Here is a 21,356-nt window from a genome sequence, read left to right on the forward strand (position 1 = left end):
GAAAAACGTTTAGAAGCCCCCTGCTGCGCACTAGTTCAGCCGGATGTGCCCACCGTCATTTCATCGCGTGGGCAATGATCTCCACCAGGTTCAACTGCGTGAACGGTTTGGGCAGTCGCGGCAGTTGCGCGCCAAAGCCTTCCAGACGTTCGGCGTAACCGGTGGCGAGGATGATCGGCAGGTCCGGTTTAAGCAGCCGCACCGCGTGCGCCAGTTGCGCGCCGCTCATGTGCGGCATGGCCATGTCGGTAATCATCAGGTCGATGACCTCGCCCTGATCGAGCAATGCCAGCGCCTGGGTGCCCGACGTCGCACCGACCACACGATGGCCGAGGTCTTCGAGCAGCAGACTGGTGCTGGTCAACACCAGCGAGTCGTCGTCCACCACCAGCACGCTGAGGCGTGGCACCGCAATCGGTGCGGCAGGTGGGTAGAAAGGTTTGACGGCGGCGCCTTCGACGGCCACCGGTATCCACAGTTCTGCCGTGGTGCCGTGACCTTTTTCGCTTTTGAGGATGAAGCGACCACCCAGTTGTTCAATGAAACCATGGACCATCGACAACCCTAGCCCGGTGCCTTTGCCCACACCTTTGGTGGTAAAAAACGGATCACGGGCCGAGGCCAGTGTTTGCGCGTCCATGCCCTCCCCGCTGTCAGTCAGGCTCAGGCAGACGTAACGCCCCGCCGCCAGTTCCGAATGACCCAGTTCAAGCACGACCTCCGCCTGAGCGGTGATCGTCACCGTGCCACCCTCGGGCATCGCATCGCGGGCATTGGTGGCGAGGTTGAGTAAGGCCAGTTCCAGTTGGTTGGTATCTGCCAGTACCGGCTCAAGGTCGGCAGGAAAGTGCGTGTCGATGCGAATCCCCGGACCCATTGAACTGCGCAACAGCCCGGTGATGCCTTGCACCAGTTGCGGGATATCGACCGATTCGGTCTTGAGCTCCTGGCGGCGGGCGAACGCCAGCATACGCTGGGTCAGCGAAACGCCGCGCATTGCGCCTTGGGTGGCGTTTTCCAGCAGACGGGTGATTTTCGGGTCGTCGCCAACGCGCTTCTGCACAATCTCCAAGTTGCCGAGAATCACCGTCAGTAGATTGTTGAAGTCATGGGCGATCCCGCCGCTGAGCTGACCGATGGCCTGCATCTTCTGCGCCTGGGCCAAGGCCTCGCGGGTCTTTTCCAGGGCCAGTTGGGCTTGATGGGCTTCGGTCACGTCGCGGGTGATCTTGGCAAAACCGAGCAAGGTGCCGGTCTCTCCGCGAATCGCATCAACCACCACGTGCGCGAGAAACCGTGTGCCGTCCTTGCGTACACGCCAGCTCCTGTTCTCGAAACGGCCCTCTTTGGTGGCGATCGCCAGGGCCCGTTGCGGCTCGCCGAGTTCACGGTCCTCGGGGGTGTAGAACACCGAAAAATGCTGGCCGATGATCTCTTCCGGCAGATAGCCCTTGATCCGTTGCGCGCCCTGATTCCAGTTACTGACGCGGCCTTCGGGGCTGAGCATGTAGATTGCGTAGTCGGTAACGCCCTGCACCAGCAGGCGGAACTGCTGCTCGCTTTGCTTGAGGGTTTCTTCGGCCATCTTGCGGTCGGTCAGGTCGCGGGTGATCTTGGCGAAACCCAGCAACTTGCCGTCGGGGTCGATGATCGGATCGATCACCACATGCGACCAGAAATTGGTGCCGTCCTTGCGCACCCGCCAGCCCTCGCCTTCGAATCGACCCTCGCGGATCGCCGTGTCGAGCGCCCGTTGCGGAAGCCCCGCCGCACGATCGTCAGCGGTATAAAAGCGCGAAAAATGCTCGCCGAGAATTTCCGCCTCTTCATACCCCTTGAAGCGCTTGGCGCCGGAGTTCCAACTGGTGATGATGCCGTCGGGGTCGATCATGTAGATCGCATAGTCGACAACCGCATCGATCAACAGCCTGAAACGCATGTTCTCGATCGCTGCGGTCTTGTTGTTTTCGCTCATCACTCTCACCAGCCGTTGTCATGAGCAGAAGTATGCGGCAATCCGGCCAATTGGGAAGCTGCTTCGTTATTGATTGCCCACCAGCGCGGCAGCAATTGTTTTATCCGGCTCTCGGCAAAGCGGTCATCGATCAGCATGACCACGCCGCGATCTTCGCGGGTGCGGATCACCCGCCCGGCGGCCTGCACCACTTTCTGCACACCGGGATACAGATAGGTGTAGTCGTAACCGGCGCCGAATATCGCCGCCATGCGTCGCTTCAGCTGTTCGTTGACCGGGTTGAGTTGCGCCAGCCCCAGCGTGGCGATGAAGGCGCCGATCAAGCGTGCGCCGGGCAAATCGATACCTTCACCGAACGCTCCGCCCAACACGGCGAAGCCGACGCCCTGGCTGTCGGCGGTGAACTGATCGAGAAACGCCTGCCGCGCCCCTTCGAGCATGCCCCGTGATTGCTGCCACAGGGTGATGTGCGGATGGCGCTCGGCCAGCAAAGTCGCCACTTGCTGCAAGTAATCGAAACTGCTGAAGAACGCCAGATAGTTGCCCGGCCGTTCGCTGAACTGACGGGCGATCAACTCGACGATAGGTTCGAGCGACGCCTGTCGATGGTTGAAACGCGTCGAAATGCGGCTGACGATCTGCACTTGTAACTGCTCGGCACTGAACGGCGATTCAACGTCGATCCACACCATGTCGGCCGGCGTGCCCAGCAAGTCAGCGTAATAGTGGCGCGGGCTGAGTGTCGCGGAAAACAGCACGCTGCTGCGCGCAGCTTTCAGACGCGGGCCAATGAACGCGGCCGGAACCACATTGCGCAGGCAAAGTTGCGACAGCGGACGTTTGCGGTCGAGGTCGCGTTTGCTGATGTCGAACAGATAGTGCTCGTCGTACAGCTCCGCCACCCGACCGAATTGCAGCAGGTCGAAATAGAAGTTCTGCAGGCCACTGTCGAGGCCTTGCGGATGATCGTTGAGGTAATCGCCGATCGCGGCGCAACACAGGGAAATCGCCTGGAGCAGTTTTTCCGGGGCTTTGTCATACGCCTGATACGCCGCCAGTTGCGGCGCATGCAGTGCATTCCATTCCCGGTTGACCCGTTGCAGGGAATTTTTCAGCGCTTGCGGCGCGGTTTTGCGCACGCCGCCGAGGGTGGCCTGATCAAGGCTGGCGCTGTACATCTGCCGGCCGCGCTCGACCAGGTTATGCGCCTCATCCGCCAACACCGCGACTTTCCAATGGTTGAGCTGCGCGAGCCCGAACAGCAAGGCGCTGAAATCGAAGTAATAGTTGTAGTCGGCGATCACCACGTCCGCCCAGCGGGCCATTTCCTGACTCAGGTAATACGGACACACCGAGTGTTGTGCGGCGACGTCGCGCATCGCCGCCTGATCAAGCAGGCTGACGCGGCTGGCCGCTTCACGGGCGGCGGGCAGGCGATCATAGAAGCCTTGGGCCAACGGACAGGACTCGCCATGGCACGCCTTGTCCGGGTGTTCGCAGGCCTTGTCCCGGGCGACCATCTCCAGTACCCGCAAGGGCAGCGTGGTCGCTTGATCGAACAACACCTGACTGGCATCCAGCGCCAGTTTGCGTCCGGGGGTCTTGGCGGTGAGAAAGAACACCTTGTCCAGTTGCTGCGGCGCCAAGGCCTTGAGCATCGGGAACAGCGTGCCAAGGGTCTTGCCGATGCCGGTTGGCGCCTGCGCCATCAGGCAACGCCCGGTGCTCACCGCCTTGAACACCGATTCGGCCAGATGGCGCTGGCCGGGACGAAAGTCTGCATGGGGGAACGTCAGTTGCTGCGAGGCGCGATTGCGCGCCTCGCGATGGGCCATTTCCTGCTCGGCCCAATACAGGAACAACGAGCATTGCGCCTCGAAAAACACCTGCAAGGTCTCGACGCTGAACGCTTCGACCAGACAGGTTTCCTTTTCGCTGACGATATCGAAATACACCAGCGCCACGTTGATCTGCTGAAGATCGAGTTTGCGGCACATCAGCCAGCCGTAGACTTTCGCCTGTGCCCAATGCAACTGGCGGTGATTGGCCGGTTGTTTGCTCAGATCGCCACGGTAGGTTTTGACTTCTTCAAGGCAGTTCTGCGCCGGATCGTAGCCATCCGCCCTGCCCTTGACCTTCAATTGGCGGAACTCGCCGTCCAGCGCCACTTCGCTCTGATACTGGTCATTGCGCCGCGAGGCCACGGTGCGATGGCCGGCAATGCCTTCCATTGCCGTGGGTGACGGCGTGAAGCGCAAGTCGAGGTCACCGGTCTTGGCGGTGAACTCACACAACGCCCGCACTGCAATGCTGTAGCTCAAGCGCTCTGCTCCGCCCATTGCACATAGCACACGGCTACTGGCATCTGATGCTGATGGCAGAACTCCAGCCAGCGCAGTTGGTTGTCCTGCAAGCGGTCGCCCGGGCCTTTGACTTCGATCATCCGGTAGGTTTTGTGCTGCGGCCAGAACTGGATCAGGTCGGGCATCCCGGCGCGGTTGGCCTTGATGTCGAGCAGCAGGCGGTTGAACCAATGCTTGAGGTGTGCGGCGGGCAGGCACGCCAGCGCTTGCTCCAGCAAATCTTCATTCAACGCGCCCCAGAACACGAACGGCGACTGCACCCCCCATTTCTCGACGAATCGGCCACGGATGGTGTCGGCATAACGGCCGTCGTCGAGTTCGCCAAGACAGGCCTGAAACCGTTCGGCGCGGCGTTGCTGGAAATCTTCGTTGAGCAGATCCACCGGACCGCGCTGGAACGGGTGAAAGAACGCCCCCGGCAACGGCGCGAAAATAGCCGGCCAGCACAACAGACCGAACAACGAATTGATCAGGCTGTTTTCGACGTAATGCACCGGGCCATCATCGGCGTGCAGATGTGCCTGCACATGAAACTCCACCGACAGCGCCGGATCGGTGCGCGGCAGGTGCAGATCCAGTCGCTCGACCGGTTTTGCCACCGCGCGCTTGAGCGGCGGGCCACCGAGCTTGCGCCGCAGCCGGGGCACGATGCGTTGCAGGCCTTGCTGTTCGGTGGCGCTTTCCGGGGACTGTTCGGCGAGCGTGCCGAGTTCCAGTGCCAGGCTGTATTCGCTGCAGCGTTCCAGCACGCGGATCATCCGCAATCGAGCGCCGGGATAGGCGCAGGTCCGGTAAATGCTCAGGGCCAGGGCAAACTCGGTGATGCGCTCGCAGTATTGGCCGATCTGGAACAACACCTTGCCGCGTCGACGTTGCAGCCACGGGTTGTCGAAATGCAAGGCGCTCACTTGCTCAACGATGCTTTCCAGCGGCTCGCCGGCCTCGAAGCGCAATTGGCATTGGTGCAGGAACAGGCAGGCGTCGACGTCCTCACGGCTGCGCAGGCCCCGGGAATCGGCACAGAACTCGACTTTTTCGTAGGTGAAAATTCCGAGATCGGCGAGCACGAACTCCGACCAGTCCTGATACAGATTACCGAAGAACATCAGACGCAAACGGTCGCACAGGTCCATGATGGTCAGGCTGAACAGGCGATCGGGCAGCAGCGGTGCCCAGTCGCGCAGGCTTTTTGCCTGGGGAAACGCTTCGGCCAGCACTGGCAGCCAATCGTCCTTGCGGCCCTTGGGTTGCTCGATAAAGGCACCGAACGCTTGCAGGATCTCAGCCTTGAGCAACACGTCGAACAGCTCTGCGATCACCAAGGGGGCGTGTTCGTCGATCCAGCCGAGTTCCAGCAACGGCTGCGCCGCCTGGGGGATCTCGCCGATTTCCGGGTAACTGAGCTTGCCCGCACGAAAATGCAGCCCCTTGCGCATCACCATCCGCACCAGCAAACCTTGCGAGGGTTTAGGCAATGCTTTGAAGTCGCCAATAAACGCCTGCTCCGTTTCGCTCATCACGTCGGCATAACGAAGTTCAAGCCAATCAATGACTTGCAGGAAGTTGTTAAGGTAATAGAAAGGATCGTCGAGGGGTTTGGCAGTCACGGGAATTCAGGGCCATGGCGAGCGAGTACTGGTTATGCGTACAGATAACAGCTCTTCCCCACCCGGCGCAAACAGAAAAAGATCAATGGCATTTTTTCACCGGGCCATCGAACTTTTCCCGGCACAATGGCACCAACCGCGTTAGAACACCGACAATGCTCGGTATCACATGGAAAGAGGAATTTGAGGTGGGTATGAAAATCAAGACATTGGGTATTCCTTTGGCCGTCGCCGCGCTGCTGGCATTGGGTGGTTGCTCGACCCAGACCGTGGTGACCTTGCAGAACGGCACCCAGTACCTGACCAAGGACATGCCAGAGACCAAAACCAAGGATGGCTTCTATGAGTTCGAAGACATTTCCGGCGCCAAGGTAAAAGTACGCGCCGACGAAGTGGCCACCGTACGCAAGGAAGACTGACGGTTCATCAGCCGAAAGCTGTCATGGTTTGTATGGATATGGCGGAAGGCAGCCGGAGTCGAACCTGCCCGGGAACGGATGCCGTCCCCAACCGGGTTTGAAGCCCGGCCGCGCCACCGGGCGCGATTGCCTTCCTTTAACTCAAGTCGCGCCGGGGTTGGCCAGCGCGTTGTCGGGGCGGATCAGTCGGTGTTCGCCGAGGCGTCGGATCAGGCCGAGGCGGTCGAAGTATTCGAGGAATTGAATACAGCGTTTACGTCCCAAGCCTATAGTCAAATAATTATCCAGCTTAATTATGCTAACTTCAGGATTTACAGCAGGGAAACTCCTCCGCCCGCCCCGCACTTTTGTCCTAGATGGAAAGAAACTTTAACTAGAAATGTTAGAAAACAAGCCGTTGATAACGGCGGATGCTGATCCTTCTGCTCGGATGAAAACACCGATTTCTTTCAAGCTATCAGGATCGGTTGGGTCGGCTGACAACCAATTGAGGCTACTTATTAAAACACTATCATTGTCCCAGCCCAAGACCTTTGCGTGTAATCTCGGCTCATGTACTAGCTCGATAAAAACCCCTTCCGAAACTGCGTCAAGTGCACATTCTTTTGCATCCACCTTGGTCACCGGCGCAGTATTTCGCCCATAATAAATATGCGCACCCACACCTCTCGACTTAACGGCTTCTTTGAAGGCTGGCAGTATTGATGAGTACAATGTTCCACCTAATCTATGGCTAATTATGAACAATCGTTCTTGTGCCTCATCCCTTGCTTTTAAAATATATTTGTTATGATTCCCCCCAATTACAATACTGGCCTGTGCATTTGCAGAGGTGTTACTTCGAACTCTAGAGCCGACTCTTCTAGAAATCTCCACCAATTCAGTGGCGAACGGAGTCCATATTCCGTCATGAATGCAACAAAGGCGCGAAGCAAACCCCAAAACTTCTTTTACGATTGATGGGTCCCGTAGAACCACTGAGACTTCGTAACTAGTAAAACCTGAGGTAAACCAATTGCACGACCCCAAGATTGCGATGAAATCACCATTCTGCCCAGAGTCAGAAATCACAAACTTCGCGTGAGACCCCGTTGAGTGCGGATGTATCACTAATGCAGAGTCCAGAGAGATCACACCAATATTGGATCTTAATGAATTTATGGCAATTTGCGTTGATACAAGATCGTCCTGGCTTTCGTTCTGCCCCCAAAAAACATGGATCTGAACCCCTCTCTGAGCTGCTTCAGTAAGCTCTGGAAGCAATCGAAGGAAGTGCTGCTCTGAAATAAATGTAGAGTGAACTATTAGTTTACTACGAGCATTAATTATTGCATCACGCAGTTTTTCGCTATGGGCATCACCGCCAATCACAAGGTCTGATACATTGAAATTTAAAGAATGTACCTTTTCTTCGTGAACAACTCGTTCAAATCTCGAACCAGAGATAGAGTGCTCAATAAGTCCTGTTTTGTGATCAGGGTAATTGAGTGCAACATCCAATAGTTTTTTCCGCAAACTAGAAAGATCTCTTGTTTCAGGGAGACCGTGAACAATACCATCTCGCACAGAGACCACTACGTATCGCTGCGTTACGTTTGATGGCTCAGCATTTACAAAGGTTTCGTCCGAATCCAACAATATATCCATCATTGCAGAAACATCTACGGCTGCTTGGGTATCCGTAGCCTTAAGCAAGATGAAAGATTCGTCATTGGACTTCTCCTTAATTACATCGCCGCTTACTACGGTCCAATCTTTATTCCTAAAAACATTACCATCAAACAAGTCATAAATAAAGTTTGTCGGACGGCGCTTTCGCTCAAGCACGTTAGGGAGCTCTGTTTTTGTGAGCGCAATTTCTCCAAGCACACTTGCCTTGAAAACAACTTCATCAACAGACTCTTTTAATTCTACCCATCCAGCCCGCATTAAGCGCACAATAGACTCCACGACAATACGTCGTGAAATATTTGCATGTTTTGCAAGAGAAACTGCCGACCATTCTCTTTTATGCAAAGCCTCCATCAACAAATGCTCAATTATACTCCAAGGCTTGCCTTTATCTACTGTAAAGTTCGCTTTACCCTTGAGTACAGGTATGGCTATTTGTAATGTTCTCATGCGTCACCCTTCAAAAAAGATACAGAAGAAACCACTTGAACAGCTTCATCACATTTATCGCCTTCAAAGCTGGAAAGCAATCGCTCCAAGTATTTTACTTGATAGCTGTCGGCTTCGCTTTTTGGACAGTGAACCATTGAACGCAGGAAGTCCAAACTCCCAACAATTATTAACTTCCATCTAGCTCGGCTCATCAGAACGTTCATACGGCGAGCATCGGACAAAAAACCCAAGGCATTGTATATCGTTGAGTAACCATTATTTCTGACAAGAGATATAACTACGCAGTCAGCTTCATTACCTTGAAAAGAGTCAACTGTATAGCAAAAACTATCTCCGCCATCAACAGTAGAAAACTCATTTAAATTGTTTAGAGCTTCTGACTTATGACTAGAGATCGCCTCATGTATTTTTCGAACTTGTCTTGCATATGGTGAAAGTACAGCCAAAGAAGGCTTCTTGTGCGTGCCACCAAGGTTTCGACCACGCAAATAACCTAAAGCGCGCACAACAACTTCAACTTCGTCATCGTTTGTATAGTGCGGAAGAGATTCGGAAGCTTTCATACCAATTGTGTTTGAAATCCAAGGCATATCAATCCAAACGACAGGGCTTTCCGGCAGGCATTGGGGATTTGCTGAATACACATTTGCTATCCCACTCAAGAACCTACTTCTAGCATTTTCATCCGTTAATAGTTCGTCATTATAGAAAGCATGAGACACAATATCTGAAATAACAGGATGCATTCTATGCTGCTGATGTAACGAGCTTGCAATCGGAACGCCTTTTTTTCTTAAACGTTGCCGCTCAAATTCGGCCTCAATAATTGATTCGAATAAAAGGAAGTTACGGCGCGCCTCTTCACAAAGTTCAAAAAAACTTACTGCAGATTGTGGGTCGTCTTGCTTGATAGACTTAACATCGTCAAAAATTTCATCAACCATTGAATCTCGAAAATATCTACCTATCAAAGGATTCCCAAATTCTAGTGCACACTTCGTCTTGTTAGGGTCCTTAAGAAGCCTAATTACTTTATCAGCACCATAAGGCGGAAGTTGTTTGTGGTCTCCAATCATAAGACGCTTTGGGGATAGAAGAAGTGGTGACGTTAGTTCTCCACCAGTTGCCTTCCCTGCCTCTTCCACAACAACCAAATCAAACTGACTTTTATCATTTATTAGATTCTCTAGATCTCCAGAGTTGGTGGTAGCAAATACTAAATTCGCTGAGCGTAGCACTAAACTCTCTACTGCACGCCTTGCGGACTCGCTACTTGCAGAAATGCTACCCGCAGAACTTTTCGAAGAATAGCTTTCAATTAAAGAGTGTACTTTCGAGGCAATTGCAACGGATGCCTCATTGATTAATTCGCCTTGCGCCAAGCGCGCTAGCACCGATTTGGTTTGATAGCCAACATCAAAACGAGTCTCGAAATCCCTACGCTCTTTGGATACACAACGAACAATCACGGTGTCACTCTCTTCATCCTCTGGAATGATCTCCTCAATCTCGTGCATTAGATGATCTACAGCGTAATTGCTTTGCGCAGATAGAAGAAGCCTAGATGATTTGTCATTCTCGATGGTTTGCCTTACCAGTTCTCTCACTAAGCGTGTTTTACCAACACCTGGTGGCCCCTGTACCAGATAAAGTGGAAGAGTAGCAACTATTGAAGCAAACGCTTTTTGCTTGGAGTCGTCAAGACTTCTAAAGCCATCATCCTCTTGGACCGTTTCATGACTGCTCATTATTCGACTTCTAGGATCATAAAGCATTTTTGAAAGCTCTTCATGATTCCCCAATGCAGCAAAACTTCGAAGCCGCCTCTTAAGCTGCGAGTCCCTTCCGTTTGACTCACTAGAGACTAAAAATTTCTCTTTTGCACCTACTAATGGAACATCCCCTGTGAATATAAATGCCAAACTTCCGTCTTCATTATTTTTTGTGGAGTGAAACTGCCATTCTGACGAATCTCCCTTCTCCCCAATAGACGCGGACTCTGTAAGTATCCAATTAACAGACTTACCCTCACTCTGCCCACCGAGTAGAATCTGCTCCAGCCGAACGGCGAGCGGATCTACCAAACCCAACGACTTACATAGTGCATCACGATCTGGATCAGGGCGAGAATTAACTACCAACAGGAATATCCCATCCTTTCCAATACCATCTAATTTTTCAAAGTATTCCGACGCATATATAGGAAAAACCTCACTCGCGGCGAACAAATAGTCTATCATCTGAGTCAAAACTAGTGATTTACGAACAAGCACACTAGAGTCTGAGTCACCATACGGCGAACTCGCTTTATCAAGGAGATTTGTCCAAGGGGTAACTCGACCACGATATCTACCTGTCCGCCTCATTTCTGCAAGACTTATTATATTTATCGAGGCATTAGATAGAGTTATTTGGTAAATTATATTTCCTGAAACTTTTGCTGAAAAATCACAAGATGAACAATATGCATGATCCCAACTCGGAGGATTACCCTGTCTTTTATAAGCCTCTATTGTGTAGGTTAACTTATCCCCCCGAAGAGAAAACTTTGTTCCTCCTAGAGACCCACCAAATTTCAACGCTTGAAAAATCGGAATTGATAGGTCTCGCTTTATGAATTTTAGTTGTTCCTCTTCATCATCAATTTCAATTTGCCGCCCAGACGCATCCCTTATTGCTGCAGCTAGACGGCCACCTCTTCCTACTGCAAATACGATATTGTAAAAATAATCTTGACTTTGCGACATCAACTCTAGATCGAGCAATATTTTTTCAATTTTTGAGATAACTGATGTTCCATCAATACGGTCAACAATCACAACTCTAGAGAGTTCTCTTAATAATCGAATTTCATCTGCGCTGACGCCATCCAAAACTTCGTTATTTGGTATGTCACGATTCATCAATTTTACGTAAGGAACTCCCAGCAAATATGCCGCCAGTTCTCCAAACTGTTGCCAATCCCTTATAAAGGAATGTGTTCCATCGACAACCAAAGCCTTGTTAGTTAGTTTATTTTTACTTACCGGCGCTTGGTTTATAATTCTCATAGACCATTCGAAGCCAGTAAGTTGAAAATCCGCTTCTTCTCCGCCAGACGTTAATACAGACCAAGAATTTAGATTTCTATGTAAAAGGCCTTGGAGGTGCAAAATCTCTAATCCCTTAGCGATTCGCAACATATTTGCCCATGACAGACGTCTGGCCTGAACGCTTTTTTGATTTTTCCCCGCTCTATAATTTTGTTCTTTTATAAGGCTTTCAAGTGGTCTGCGCTGGCCAGCATTCAGCAGAAGATAGTATCCATTATCATCTAATGCAGCAGTTCTTAGTTCAGCAATATAGTCTGCCACACCCGGGTAGCCAGCCAATCTGTAAAGTTGCCTAGTTTCGTTTCTCCACACCTCATGCAGGTCATAATCATTAACGCGCGAGTCTCTCGGCCACATTTTGACCAGAACATTATGACCGTTGTCATCGACTGCAATTCTTAAGGATGATGAACCTGTTTTTTTATCAAATGCTTTTAATGCCCTCTTTTCAAAAGTTAACCCCTCAAGGCATTTGCTACTCTCTTTTTTTCTTAAGGAGATTTTTCCTTGCATTAGGCTTTCCTTTTTAGCGTTATGTTTTATTTTTGATCTATCAGAGTCGTGAACTTTTTAAACCTACTATCTACAGTGCTCAAAGCTAGCACAACGCCACTACCATTGTAGATACGTATTCAAAAGAATGGCGGAAGGCAGCCGGAGTCGAACCTGCCCGGGAACGGATGCCGTCCCCAACCGGGTTTGAAGCCCGGCCGCGCCACCGGGCGCGATTGCCTTCCTTTAACTCAAGTAGCGCCGGGGTTGGCCAGCGCGCTGTCGGGGCGGATCAGTCGGTGTTCGCCGAGGCGTCGGGTCAGGCCGAGGCGGTCGAAGTATTCGAGGAACTGAATACAGCGTTTGCGTCCCAAGCCTAGCGCATCACGCACGCATGTCACCTGGATCTGCGGATTTTCCTGCGCCAGTTGCAGGAGCATCGCCGCCATTTGCCGCAGGACGATGTCGGTGACAAACAGATCGCGCACCACTTGGTGAGTCAGGCCCAGGCGCGCCAGTTTACGCAGCAGCAGACGCACATTGGCGTCTTCTTCCCCGACAGCTTTAGCCAGATCGCGAACCCACGGTGGGTCGAAGCCGGCCTGTTCGAACAGCGGTTGCAGTTGTTGCCAGAGGATTTCGTCAGCGGCGCTCAGGCGTACCTGGTGATCCGGCAGGTGCAGCCACGGCCCACTGGCGTTGATCGAGCCGGCGGCGAGCAACTCATCGAGCAGGCTGATAAACGTCGAGCGCTCCAGCGGCAGCGCACTGAAACGCCGCAGGCGGTCGCGGTCCGGCCCCATCTGGTCGGGCTCCAGTTCATGCAAGCGCGCCAGTTGCTCCAGCAAAGTGAATTTGAGCATGCCCCAACGTTGCACGTTGAACAGCAGCGGGCCTTGGCGGGTGTCGATCAGGCGCACGTTTTGCGGCAATGACCAATCGACGCGCGGGTGATTGAACTGGCGTTCCAGGCGCAACGGATCGAGCCCCGCCGCGCTGTGGTTGAGCAGCAGCGGCAAGGCGTATTCGAAGGTCTGATGAAGGGCCAGCGCTTGCAGCTGCGCCAGACGTTCAGGGCTGCGCCGATGCCTGGCCGGAGCGAACGGGTCGAGCACCTGCCCGCCGCCGAGGGTGCGTTGCGCGCTCTGGTCGCGCAGGATCAGCCGATCCCCCTTCACCGCGTGCACCGGGGCGTTGATCAGCAGTTGCGCGAACATGCGCTCGCCAGGGTGCAGGCGTGAACCTTCGAGCAACGCGACGCGGGCGATCACGTCCTGCGTGCCGAGATGCAGGTGCACCGGGTGAAAGTGTTCGAAGGTGCGTTCGCCGGGCAACAATTGAAAGTCGATGTCGATTCGTTGCGTCGGCGCATGCAGCCATTCCGACAACAGCCATTGGCCGCGATGGATCTGTGCCAACTCAAGACGTTCACCACTGAGATTGAGGGCCACGCGTTGCCCGGCGCAGGCTTGTTCAGCAGTTTGATTCTGCGCATGCAGGCCGCGCACCCGCACCGTTTTCCCCGACGGCCCGAGTGCCAGTTTGTCGCCCACCGTGACCACGCCGGACAGTGCCGTGCCGGTGACCACAATCCCCGCACCGGCCACGCTGAAGGCGCGGTCGATGGCCAGACGAAAGCCCCCTGCGCGACTGCGCTCATGCACTTGGTTTTGCGTGTGCAACAACGCCGCACGCAGCTCATCGATACCCTGCCCGCTGACACTCGACACCGCCACTATCGGTGCTTTGGCGAATGGCCCCGGCGCCAGTAAATCGGTGATCTGCTCGCGCACCGCCATCACCCTGCCCGCCTCGACCCGATCACACTTGGTGATCGCGACCAATGCGCGAGGAATGCCCAGCAGTTCGACAATCGCCAGATGCTCACGGGTTTGCGGCATCACGCCGTCATCCGCCGCGACCACCAGCAACACCAGATCGATGCCTTGCGCACCGGCGAGCATGTTGTGGGTGAATTTCTCGTGGCCGGGGACGTCGATAAACCCGGTGAGGCCCACGCCCGGTTCAAGTTCGGCGTAGAGATAACCGAGATCGATGGTCATCCCGCGCTCACGTTCCTGTGGGCGGCGGTCGCCGGTTTGCCCGGTCAGGGCTTGCAGCAGCGAGGTCTTGCCGTGGTCGATGTGCCCGGCGGTACCGACAATCACGGATTGACCTGCAAGTGGGGCAATTGCCCGAGCCACGCCGGTTCATCGTCGAGTTGGCGCAGATCCAGCCACAGCGCATCGTCATCAATGCGTCCGAGTACCGGGATCGGCAAGGCACGCAGCGCTGCTTCCAGACTCAGCAAATAACGCCCGCGCAAGCGTTTCGAGACTTGCGGGCGACAACACAGTGCTGCGCTCGGCAAGCGCGCCACGGGTTGGCTGCCGCTGCCGATCATGCCCAAGGCCTCGACTGCGCTGACCTGCCAAACCGAGCCCAAGACTTCGGCCAGCGCCGGTTGCAACCGCGAAGCCTGGGCGAAGATGTCGGCTTGCGGTCGGGTCAGCAGGCGCAAGCTCGGCAAACGCTCGGCCAGTCGATCCGGATCGCGGTACAGACCGAGCACCGCTTCCAACGCTGCCAAGGTCAGCTTGTCCACCCGCAACGCCCGTTTCAGCGGATTCTTCTTGATCTTCGCGATCAGCTCTTTGCGCCCAACGATCAACCCGGCTTGCGGCCCGCCGAGCAGTTTGTCGCCGCTGAAGGTGACGATGTCCGCGCCATCGAGCAGCGCCTGCCGCACCGTCGGCTCCGCCGGCAAACCCCAACGGGTCAAGTCCAGCAAACTGCCACTGCCCAGATCCTCCAACAGCGGCAAGCCATGACGGTGGGCCAGCGCCGCCAGTTCCGCCGTCGGCACGCGCGCGGTAAACCCTTCGATGCTGTAATTGCTCGCATGCACGCGCATGATCAAACCGCTGCGCGGGCTGATCGCCGCTTCGTAATCTCGGGCGTGGGTGCGGTTGGTGGTGCCGACCTCATGCAGACGTACACCGGCGCGGGCCATGATGTCGGGGATGCGAAAGGCGCCGCCGATCTCGATCAGTTCGCCGCGAGAAATGATGCCTTCCTTGCGGGCGCCGAGGCTGTTGAGCGTCAGCAGCACGGCGGCGGCATTGTTGTTGACCACGGTGACCGCTTCGGCGCCGGTCAGTTCGCGGATCAGGCCTTCGATCAAATCATCGCGATCACCGCGTTTGCCGCTGGCCAGATCGAATTCCAGATTGAGCGGGTAACGGGCGGCCATGTGTACCGCTTCAATGGCTTCGTCCGGCAGCAAGGCACGGCCCAGATTGGTGTGCAGCACCGTGCCGGTCAGGTTGAACACCCGCCGCACCTGGCTGCGTTGCTGCTGCGCCAGACGTTCACCGACGCGACCAGCGAGCACTTCGGGGCTGATTTCGACGGCGGATAATTGCCCGCTCAATACGCTGGAACGCAGTTCATCAAGCAACTGGCGCAAACCGGCCAGCAGCGATTCTCGCCCGTGGCGTTCGAGTAAGGGCAGACAGGCCGGATGACGCAACAAACCATCAATGGAAGGTAACCGCAGGGCACCGCTCGCAGACATCAGCCACTCCCGAAATCAAAAGACTGTCCGGTGTCCAGACCCAGCACACCGTCAAACCTGTGGGAGTGTAGACGCTCTGGTCATTCGTCTCCCGGCGCCAGCAACAAGTTCGGCGCCAGGCGCTGATAACCGTCCTGAGCAAGGCGCATGTCGAGCAGCAAACTACCGAGATCCGCCGACAATGCCTCGGCGTCGGCATCGTTTTCCAGATAGACCAATTTCAGGTAGCTGTTACAGCCCGGACAGACCTCGGCGCGCAACGGCGCCTGATTGGCCGCGTAGCGATCGTCCTCAAGGCTCAGGTAATCAAGGCCTTTGCTCGATTCGCAATACACGCATTTGACCCGCACTACATGCCATTCGCAGGCGCACAGCGAACACACCAGATAACGCAAGCCGTTGTGTTTGCCGCGATGGCGAATGACCCCGGCCATGGCCGGCGAACCGCAGGCCGGGCATTGGCTGAGGCTGTTGCCGGGCGTCAGTTGCAGGTTCGGCGTACTCAGCAACCAATGACTCCAGGCTGTTTGCAGCGCCGCGCCAAGAAACGGCACCAGCGCCGCCGGCACCAGCGAGTATTGGCCACTGACCAGCGCCACGGCCCAGGCGCGCAATTGTCCGGCACTGGCGGTGCGCAAAGTGGTAATCGCATCCACCACGGCGGGTTGCTCGGGCGGAGAGTAGCGTTGCAGCAAAGCCTCCAGCCAGGCTTGCCAGTCATCTTCGCGGATCAGAGTATCGGCAGCGAACGGCGGCAAACCGTGTTGCTGGCACAACTCAAGCCGTTGTTGATCGACAGCTTCTGTTGACGGCGGATCGTCCAGCACTTGCTGCTGAACCCGACACAACCCGGCAATCAAGCGCAGATACTCGGCCAGCGGATGCCCGTCGGCCAGCTGCTCCAGGCGTTGCGCGCGCAAGGTGAACAAATTATGCGGTGGCAGATGCAGAAACGGCGGCGAACTGGCAGCCGCCTCGATTTCCCCGGGTTCAAGAATAGTCGCCAAAGGTCAGCCCTTTTTGGTGATCGGTCGCTCCGGCACGTCCGGATTGCGTTCGTCGCGGGTGATGTCGCGGTACCAGAGTTCGTGGTGTTTTTTCGCCCAGTCGCGGCTGACCCAGCCATGCAACATCGCGTCCACCGAACCCTTGATCCACAGCCCGGCGTAGATATGGATGATGATGCTGAGGATCAGCACAAACCCGGCCAGTGCATGCAGCAGCATCGCCCAGCGGATCACGGTGATACCGAAGTACGTACTGAAATACGCCCGCCAGATGACCAGCCCGGTGAACAGCAAACCGAGCATGCACAGCAGTAAAGTCCAGAACAGCAGCTTTTGCCCGGCGTTGTATTTGCCTACCGGCGGCACGGTTTCCTCGTCGTTGACCAGCACCCGGTCGATGCGCCGCAGCCACTTCCAGTCATTACCGATAAAGAAGTTCGCGCGCCAGAACCTGAACACCAGGCCGAGGAACAACACAAACATCACCACGCCCATGAACGGATGCAGAATCCGCGTCCACGGCCCGCCACCGAACAGGTGGATCAGCCAGAACATCGACGGGTGAAACAACGCCAGCCCCGACAGCCCGGCCATGAAAAACAGGATCGCCACCAGCCAGTGATTGGTGCGCTGGTTGGCGGTGTAACGCAGGATTGTCTTGTTGCTCATGGCCGGTCCTCCCCGCGTGGATCGAAGGTGTGCACCGCCGGATCGACGACGTGCACCGAGGTGTCGGGCGGCGTCGGGTGCTTATCTTCCTCGACGCGATTGGGCCCGATGCGCACGTAATGGAAGAACCCGGCCAGCACCGCCGCGCCCATTGCCAGCAGGCCCAAGGGTTTGCTGATGCCTTTCCACAGGCCCACCAGCGGACTGATGGCCGGGTCCTGCGGCAGATTGGCGTAGATTTTTGGTGTGTCAGCGTGGTGCAGCACGTACATAACATGGGTGCCGCCGACACCCGCCGGGTCATACAAACCGGCGTTTTCGAAACCACGGCTTTTCAGATCGACGATGCGTTCGGCGGCGTGTTCCTTCATGTCTTCCTTGGTGCCGAAGACGATGGCGCCGGTTGGGCAGGTTTTCACGCAGGCCGGTTCCAGCCCCACCGCCACTCGATCGGAACACAAAGTGCATTTGTAGGCCTTGTGATCCTTCTGCGAAATGCGCGGAATGTTGAACGGGCACCCGGTGATGCAATAGCCGCAGCCGATGCAGTGATCCTGATCGAAATCGACGATGCCGTTTGCGTGCTTGATGATCGCGCCGGGGCTCGGGCACGCCGCCAGGCAGCCGGGCTCGGCGCAGTGCATGCAGCCGTCCTTGCGGATCAGCCATTCCAGGTTGCCGGCGTCGGTTTCGTGCTCGGTAAAGCGCATCAGCGTCCAGGTTTCTGCGCTCAAATCCTGCGGATTGTCGTAGGTGCCGTGGTTGTGGCCGACCTCGTCGCGCAACTCGTTCCATTCCGAACAGGCGACCTGGCAGGCCTTGCAGCCAATGCATTTGGTGGTGTCGATCAGCTTGGCCACCGCCTCCTGATTCCTCACCGATGGCGGCACCGTGGTGGTGGCCGAGCGGGCAATGATGTCTTGGCTGGCCATTTATAGTTTCTCCACGTTGACCAGGAATGACTTGGATTCCGGGGTCTGTGTATTGCCATCGCCGAGGAACGGCACCAGGGTGTTGGTCAGATAGCCGTGACGCGTCAGGCCGGTGAATCCCCAGTGCAGCGGGATGCCGATCTGATGCACGACCTGGCCGTTGACCTGCAGTGGCCGAATCCGTTTGGTCACCACCGCCACCGCTTCGATAAAGCCGCGTTTGCAAGTGACGCGCACACGATCACCGGCCGCGATGCCCTTCTCTTTCGCCAGCACTTCGCCGATCTCGACAAACTGCTCGGGCTGAGCAATCGCGTTCAATTTGCAGTGCTTGCTCCAGAAGTGGAAATGCTCGGTCAGCCGGTAACTGGTGCCCGCATACGGGAAGTCCTTGGCCTCGCCGAGGGTTTCCCAGACCGAATCGAAAATCCGCGCCGCCGGGTTGCTGGTGGCTTTCTTGTTTTGCGGGTGCAGCGGGTTGATGCCGATCGGCGTTTCGAACGGCTCGTAGTGCTCGGGGAATGGCCCCTCGTTCATCTTGTCGACGGCGAAGAAGCGTGCCACGCCTTCGGGGTTCATGATGAACGGATTCATCCCGGCTTCCGGCGGCACGTCGGCCTTGTAATCCGGCACGTCGGTGCCGCCCCAGGCCTTGCCGTTCCACCATACGAGGCGCTTTTTCGGATCCCATGGTTTACCCGCGACGTCCGCCGAAGCGCGGTTGTAGAGAATCCGTCGGTTGGCCGGCCAGGCCCACGCCCAGCCTTGATGCTGGTGCATGTTGTACGGATCGGAATTATCGCGTCGGGCCATCTGATTGCCGGCCTCGGTCCAACTGCCGGCAAATATCCAGCATCCGGACGCGGTACTGCCGTCGTCCTTGAGCTGGGCGAACCCGGCCAGTTGTGAACCGCCCTTGATCACCGCGCCGCTGGCGTCGGTGAAATCGCTGGTGGCGTTGCCATTGAGTTCCTTGGCCAGCTCCTCGGGCGAAGGCTCGTCCGGGACTTTGTACGGCCATGACAGTTTCAACAGCGGATCGGGGAACTTGCCGCCCTCGGCCTGATAACGCTTGCGCAGGCGCAGGAACAGTTCGGCCATGATGCGGATGTCGGTTTGTGCTTCGCCCGGGCCATCGGCGCCTTTCCAGTGCCATTGCAACCAGCGGCTGCTGTTGACCAGCGAACCGTCTTCTTCGGCAAAGCAAGTGGTCGGCAGGCGAATGACTTCGGTCTGGATCTCCTCGCTTTTCACGTCGTTGTAAGGCCCGACGTTGTGCCAGAACTCCGAGGTTTCGGTGGCCAGCGGATCCATCACCACCAGCCATTTGAGTTTGGACAGAGCGCCCATCACGCGGTTCTTGTCCGGTAACGCAGCAATCGGGTTGAAGCCTTGGCAGAGGTAGCCGTTGACCTTGCCCTGGCTCATCAGGTCGAACATCTTCAGGACGTCATAGTTGGGGATGTCGAGTTTCGGCAAATGGTCGTAGCACCAATTGTTCTCGACGGTGGCGTTGGCGCCGTACCACGACTTCATCAGGCTGACGTGGAATTTGCTGTAGTTCTGCCAGTAAGAGAGTTGTCCCGGACGCAGCGGCACTTGCGTGCGTTTGGTAATAAAGGCGTGGTAATCCTGCTCATTGTCGCTGGCCAGTGTCAGGTAGCCCGGCAGTGCGTTGGACAGCAGGCCAAGGTCGGTCAGGCCCTGAATGTTCGAGTGCCCGCGCAAGGCATTCACGCCCCCGCCCGGCATGCCGACGTTGCCCAGCAACAGTTGCACCATCGCCGCACTGCGGATGATCTGCGCGCCGATCGAATGCTGCGTCCAGCCCAGCGCGTAGAGAATCGTCATGGTCTTGCCCGGTGTCGAGCAAGTGGCAATCTCTTCCCAGATTTTCTGCATGGCATCGACCGGCATGCCGCAGATCTGGCTCGCCAGTTCGATGTTGTAGCGGCTGTAATGCTGCTTCATCAATTGATAGACACAGCGCGGGTGTTGCAGCGTCGGGTCGACAGTGGCGAAGCCGTCCTCGCCCAACTCGTAACCCCAGCCGGATTTGTCGGTGTAGCTGCGCTTGGCCGCGTCGTAGCCGCTGAAGATGCCGTCTTCGAAGCCATAGCCTTCTTTGACGATGAACGACACGTCGGTGTAGTTGCGCACGTACTCGTGCTGGATCTTGTCCTCGGTCAGCAGGTAATTGATCAGGCCGCCCATGAAGGCGATGTCGGTACCGGTGCGGATCGGCGCGTAATAGTCGGCCACGGACGCGGTCCGGGTAAAACGCGGGTCGACCACGATCAGCCGCGCGGCGTTGTGCGCCTTGGCCTCGGTCACCCATTTGAAGCCGCACGGATGCGCTTCTGCTGCGTTGCCACCCATCACCAGGATCAGATTCGCGTTGGCGATATCGGTCCAGGTATTGGTCATGGCACCACGGCCGTACGTCGGGGCAAGACTTGCCACCGTCGGGCCGTGTCAGACACGCGCTTGGTTATCGAACCCCAGCATGCCGAGACTGCGAATCACCTTCTGGGTGATGTATCCGGCTTCGTTGGACGCTGCCGACGCCGCGAGGAATCCACTGGAAACCCAGCGATTCACCGTTTGCCCGTTGGCATTTTTCTCGATGAAGTTGGCGTCGCGGTCGGTTTTCACCAGATCGACGATGCGGTCGAGCGCTTCGTCCCAACTGATCCGCGTCCATTCGCTGCTGCCGGGCTTGCGCGTTTGCGGGTAGAGCAAGCGGCCCGGGCTGTGAATGAAGTCGAGCAGACCTGCGCCTTTCGGGCAGAGGGTGCCGCGGTTGACCGGGTGGTCGGCGTCGCCCTCGATGTGAATGATGCTTTGCGCTACGTTCTTCGCGGTATCGCCCTGGCTGTACATGATCAAGCCGCACCCGACCGAGCAATACGGGCAGGTGTTGCGGGTTTCATGGGTGTGGGCAAGCTTGAAGTGGCGCACCTGCTCGGCGAAGGCCAGCGTCGGGGCCATGCCCAACGCGCCCAGGCTAGAGCCTGCAAGGCCGATACCGGCGACCTTGAAGAACTGACGACGGCTGAGATCCATCGTGCACTCCTGATCAGGTGGAACCCGGTACTG

At 56.3% G+C, this 21,356-nt stretch carries 12 protein-coding genes, 2 tRNA genes and 1 pseudogene; 1 reads left to right on the plus strand and 14 read right to left on the minus strand.

Annotation, left to right across the window (positions count from 1 at the left end; translation table 11 throughout):
• Window positions 1–55: 55 nt before the first annotated feature.
• Genes AC3WMT_RS00830 through AC3WMT_RS00840 form a run of 3 tightly spaced genes read right to left on the minus strand, consistent with a single transcriptional unit; the run spans window position 56 to window position 5,945 of the window.
• Window positions 56–1,975 carry a hybrid sensor histidine kinase/response regulator gene (locus AC3WMT_RS00830; RefSeq protein ID WP_103302052.1) on the minus strand — a complete coding sequence of 640 codons (1,920 nt, stop codon included), beginning with the start codon at window positions 1,973–1,975 and terminating at the stop codon, window positions 56–58.
• A gap of 5 nt (window positions 1,976–1,980) precedes the next feature.
• Entirely contained in the window at window positions 1,981–4,296 is a 2,316-nt protein-coding gene (locus tag AC3WMT_RS00835; RefSeq protein WP_103302053.1) for an ATP-dependent DNA helicase, read from the minus strand.
• The gene (locus tag AC3WMT_RS00840; protein ID WP_103302054.1) at window positions 4,293–5,945 is read right to left on the minus strand and encodes a VRR-NUC domain-containing protein; all 1,653 of its coding nucleotides are present in this window, start codon (window positions 5,943–5,945) and stop codon (window positions 4,293–4,295) included. The genes AC3WMT_RS00835 and AC3WMT_RS00840 overlap by 4 nt, the downstream gene beginning before the upstream one ends.
• A 194-nt stretch (window positions 5,946–6,139) precedes the next feature.
• Between AC3WMT_RS00840 and AC3WMT_RS00845 the strand changes: the two genes are divergently transcribed.
• The gene (locus tag AC3WMT_RS00845; RefSeq protein WP_103302452.1) at window positions 6,140–6,364 is read left to right on the plus strand and encodes a YgdI/YgdR family lipoprotein; all 225 of its coding nucleotides are present in this window, start codon (window positions 6,140–6,142) and stop codon (window positions 6,362–6,364) included.
• Window positions 6,365–6,403: 39 nt separating this feature from the next.
• Here AC3WMT_RS00845 and AC3WMT_RS00850 read toward each other — a convergent pair.
• The 11 genes and pseudogenes from AC3WMT_RS00850 to fdnG form a co-directional block, all read right to left on the minus strand.
• A tRNA-Sec gene (locus AC3WMT_RS00850) sits at window positions 6,404–6,499 on the minus strand.
• Between the two features lie 6 nt (window positions 6,500–6,505).
• Window positions 6,506–6,634: pseudogene (locus AC3WMT_RS00855) on the minus strand (SelB domain-containing protein); the annotation flags it as partial.
• A 99-nt stretch (window positions 6,635–6,733) separates the two neighbouring features.
• Entirely contained in the window at window positions 6,734–8,485 is a 1,752-nt protein-coding gene (locus AC3WMT_RS00860) for a phospholipase D-like domain-containing protein (protein WP_103302056.1), read from the minus strand.
• Window positions 8,482–12,093 (minus strand): DEAD/DEAH box helicase, encoded by a 3,612-nt coding sequence (locus tag AC3WMT_RS00865; RefSeq protein WP_103302057.1) that lies wholly within the window; start codon window positions 12,091–12,093, stop codon window positions 8,482–8,484. The genes AC3WMT_RS00860 and AC3WMT_RS00865 overlap by 4 nt, the downstream gene beginning before the upstream one ends.
• Before the next feature lie 128 nt (window positions 12,094–12,221).
• A tRNA-Sec gene (locus AC3WMT_RS00870) sits at window positions 12,222–12,317 on the minus strand.
• Window positions 12,318–12,323: 6 nt separating this feature from the next.
• Window positions 12,324–14,240, minus strand: coding sequence for a selenocysteine-specific translation elongation factor (gene selB / locus AC3WMT_RS00875; protein WP_103302058.1), 1,917 nt, complete (start codon window positions 14,238–14,240; stop codon window positions 12,324–12,326).
• Entirely contained in the window at window positions 14,237–15,649 is a 1,413-nt protein-coding gene (gene selA, locus AC3WMT_RS00880; RefSeq protein WP_103302059.1) for an L-seryl-tRNA(Sec) selenium transferase, read from the minus strand. The genes selB and selA overlap by 4 nt, the downstream gene beginning before the upstream one ends.
• An 80-nt stretch (window positions 15,650–15,729) precedes the next feature.
• Window positions 15,730–16,656, minus strand: a complete 927-nt coding sequence (gene fdhE / locus AC3WMT_RS00885; RefSeq protein ID WP_103302060.1) for a formate dehydrogenase accessory protein FdhE — start codon at window positions 16,654–16,656, stop codon at window positions 15,730–15,732.
• 3 nt (window positions 16,657–16,659) lie between these two features.
• Entirely contained in the window at window positions 16,660–17,325 is a 666-nt protein-coding gene (locus AC3WMT_RS00890; protein ID WP_103302061.1) for a formate dehydrogenase subunit gamma, read from the minus strand.
• Entirely contained in the window at window positions 17,322–18,257 is a 936-nt protein-coding gene (gene fdxH / locus AC3WMT_RS00895) for a formate dehydrogenase subunit beta (protein WP_103302062.1), read from the minus strand. The genes AC3WMT_RS00890 and fdxH overlap by 4 nt, the downstream gene beginning before the upstream one ends.
• The gene (gene fdnG, locus AC3WMT_RS00900) at window positions 18,258–21,323 is read right to left on the minus strand and encodes a formate dehydrogenase-N subunit alpha (protein WP_146041206.1); all 3,066 of its coding nucleotides are present in this window, start codon (window positions 21,321–21,323) and stop codon (window positions 18,258–18,260) included.
• Between the last annotated feature and the right edge of the window lie 33 nt (window positions 21,324–21,356).

Source organism: Pseudomonas sp. FW305-7 (genome assembly GCF_058786735.1).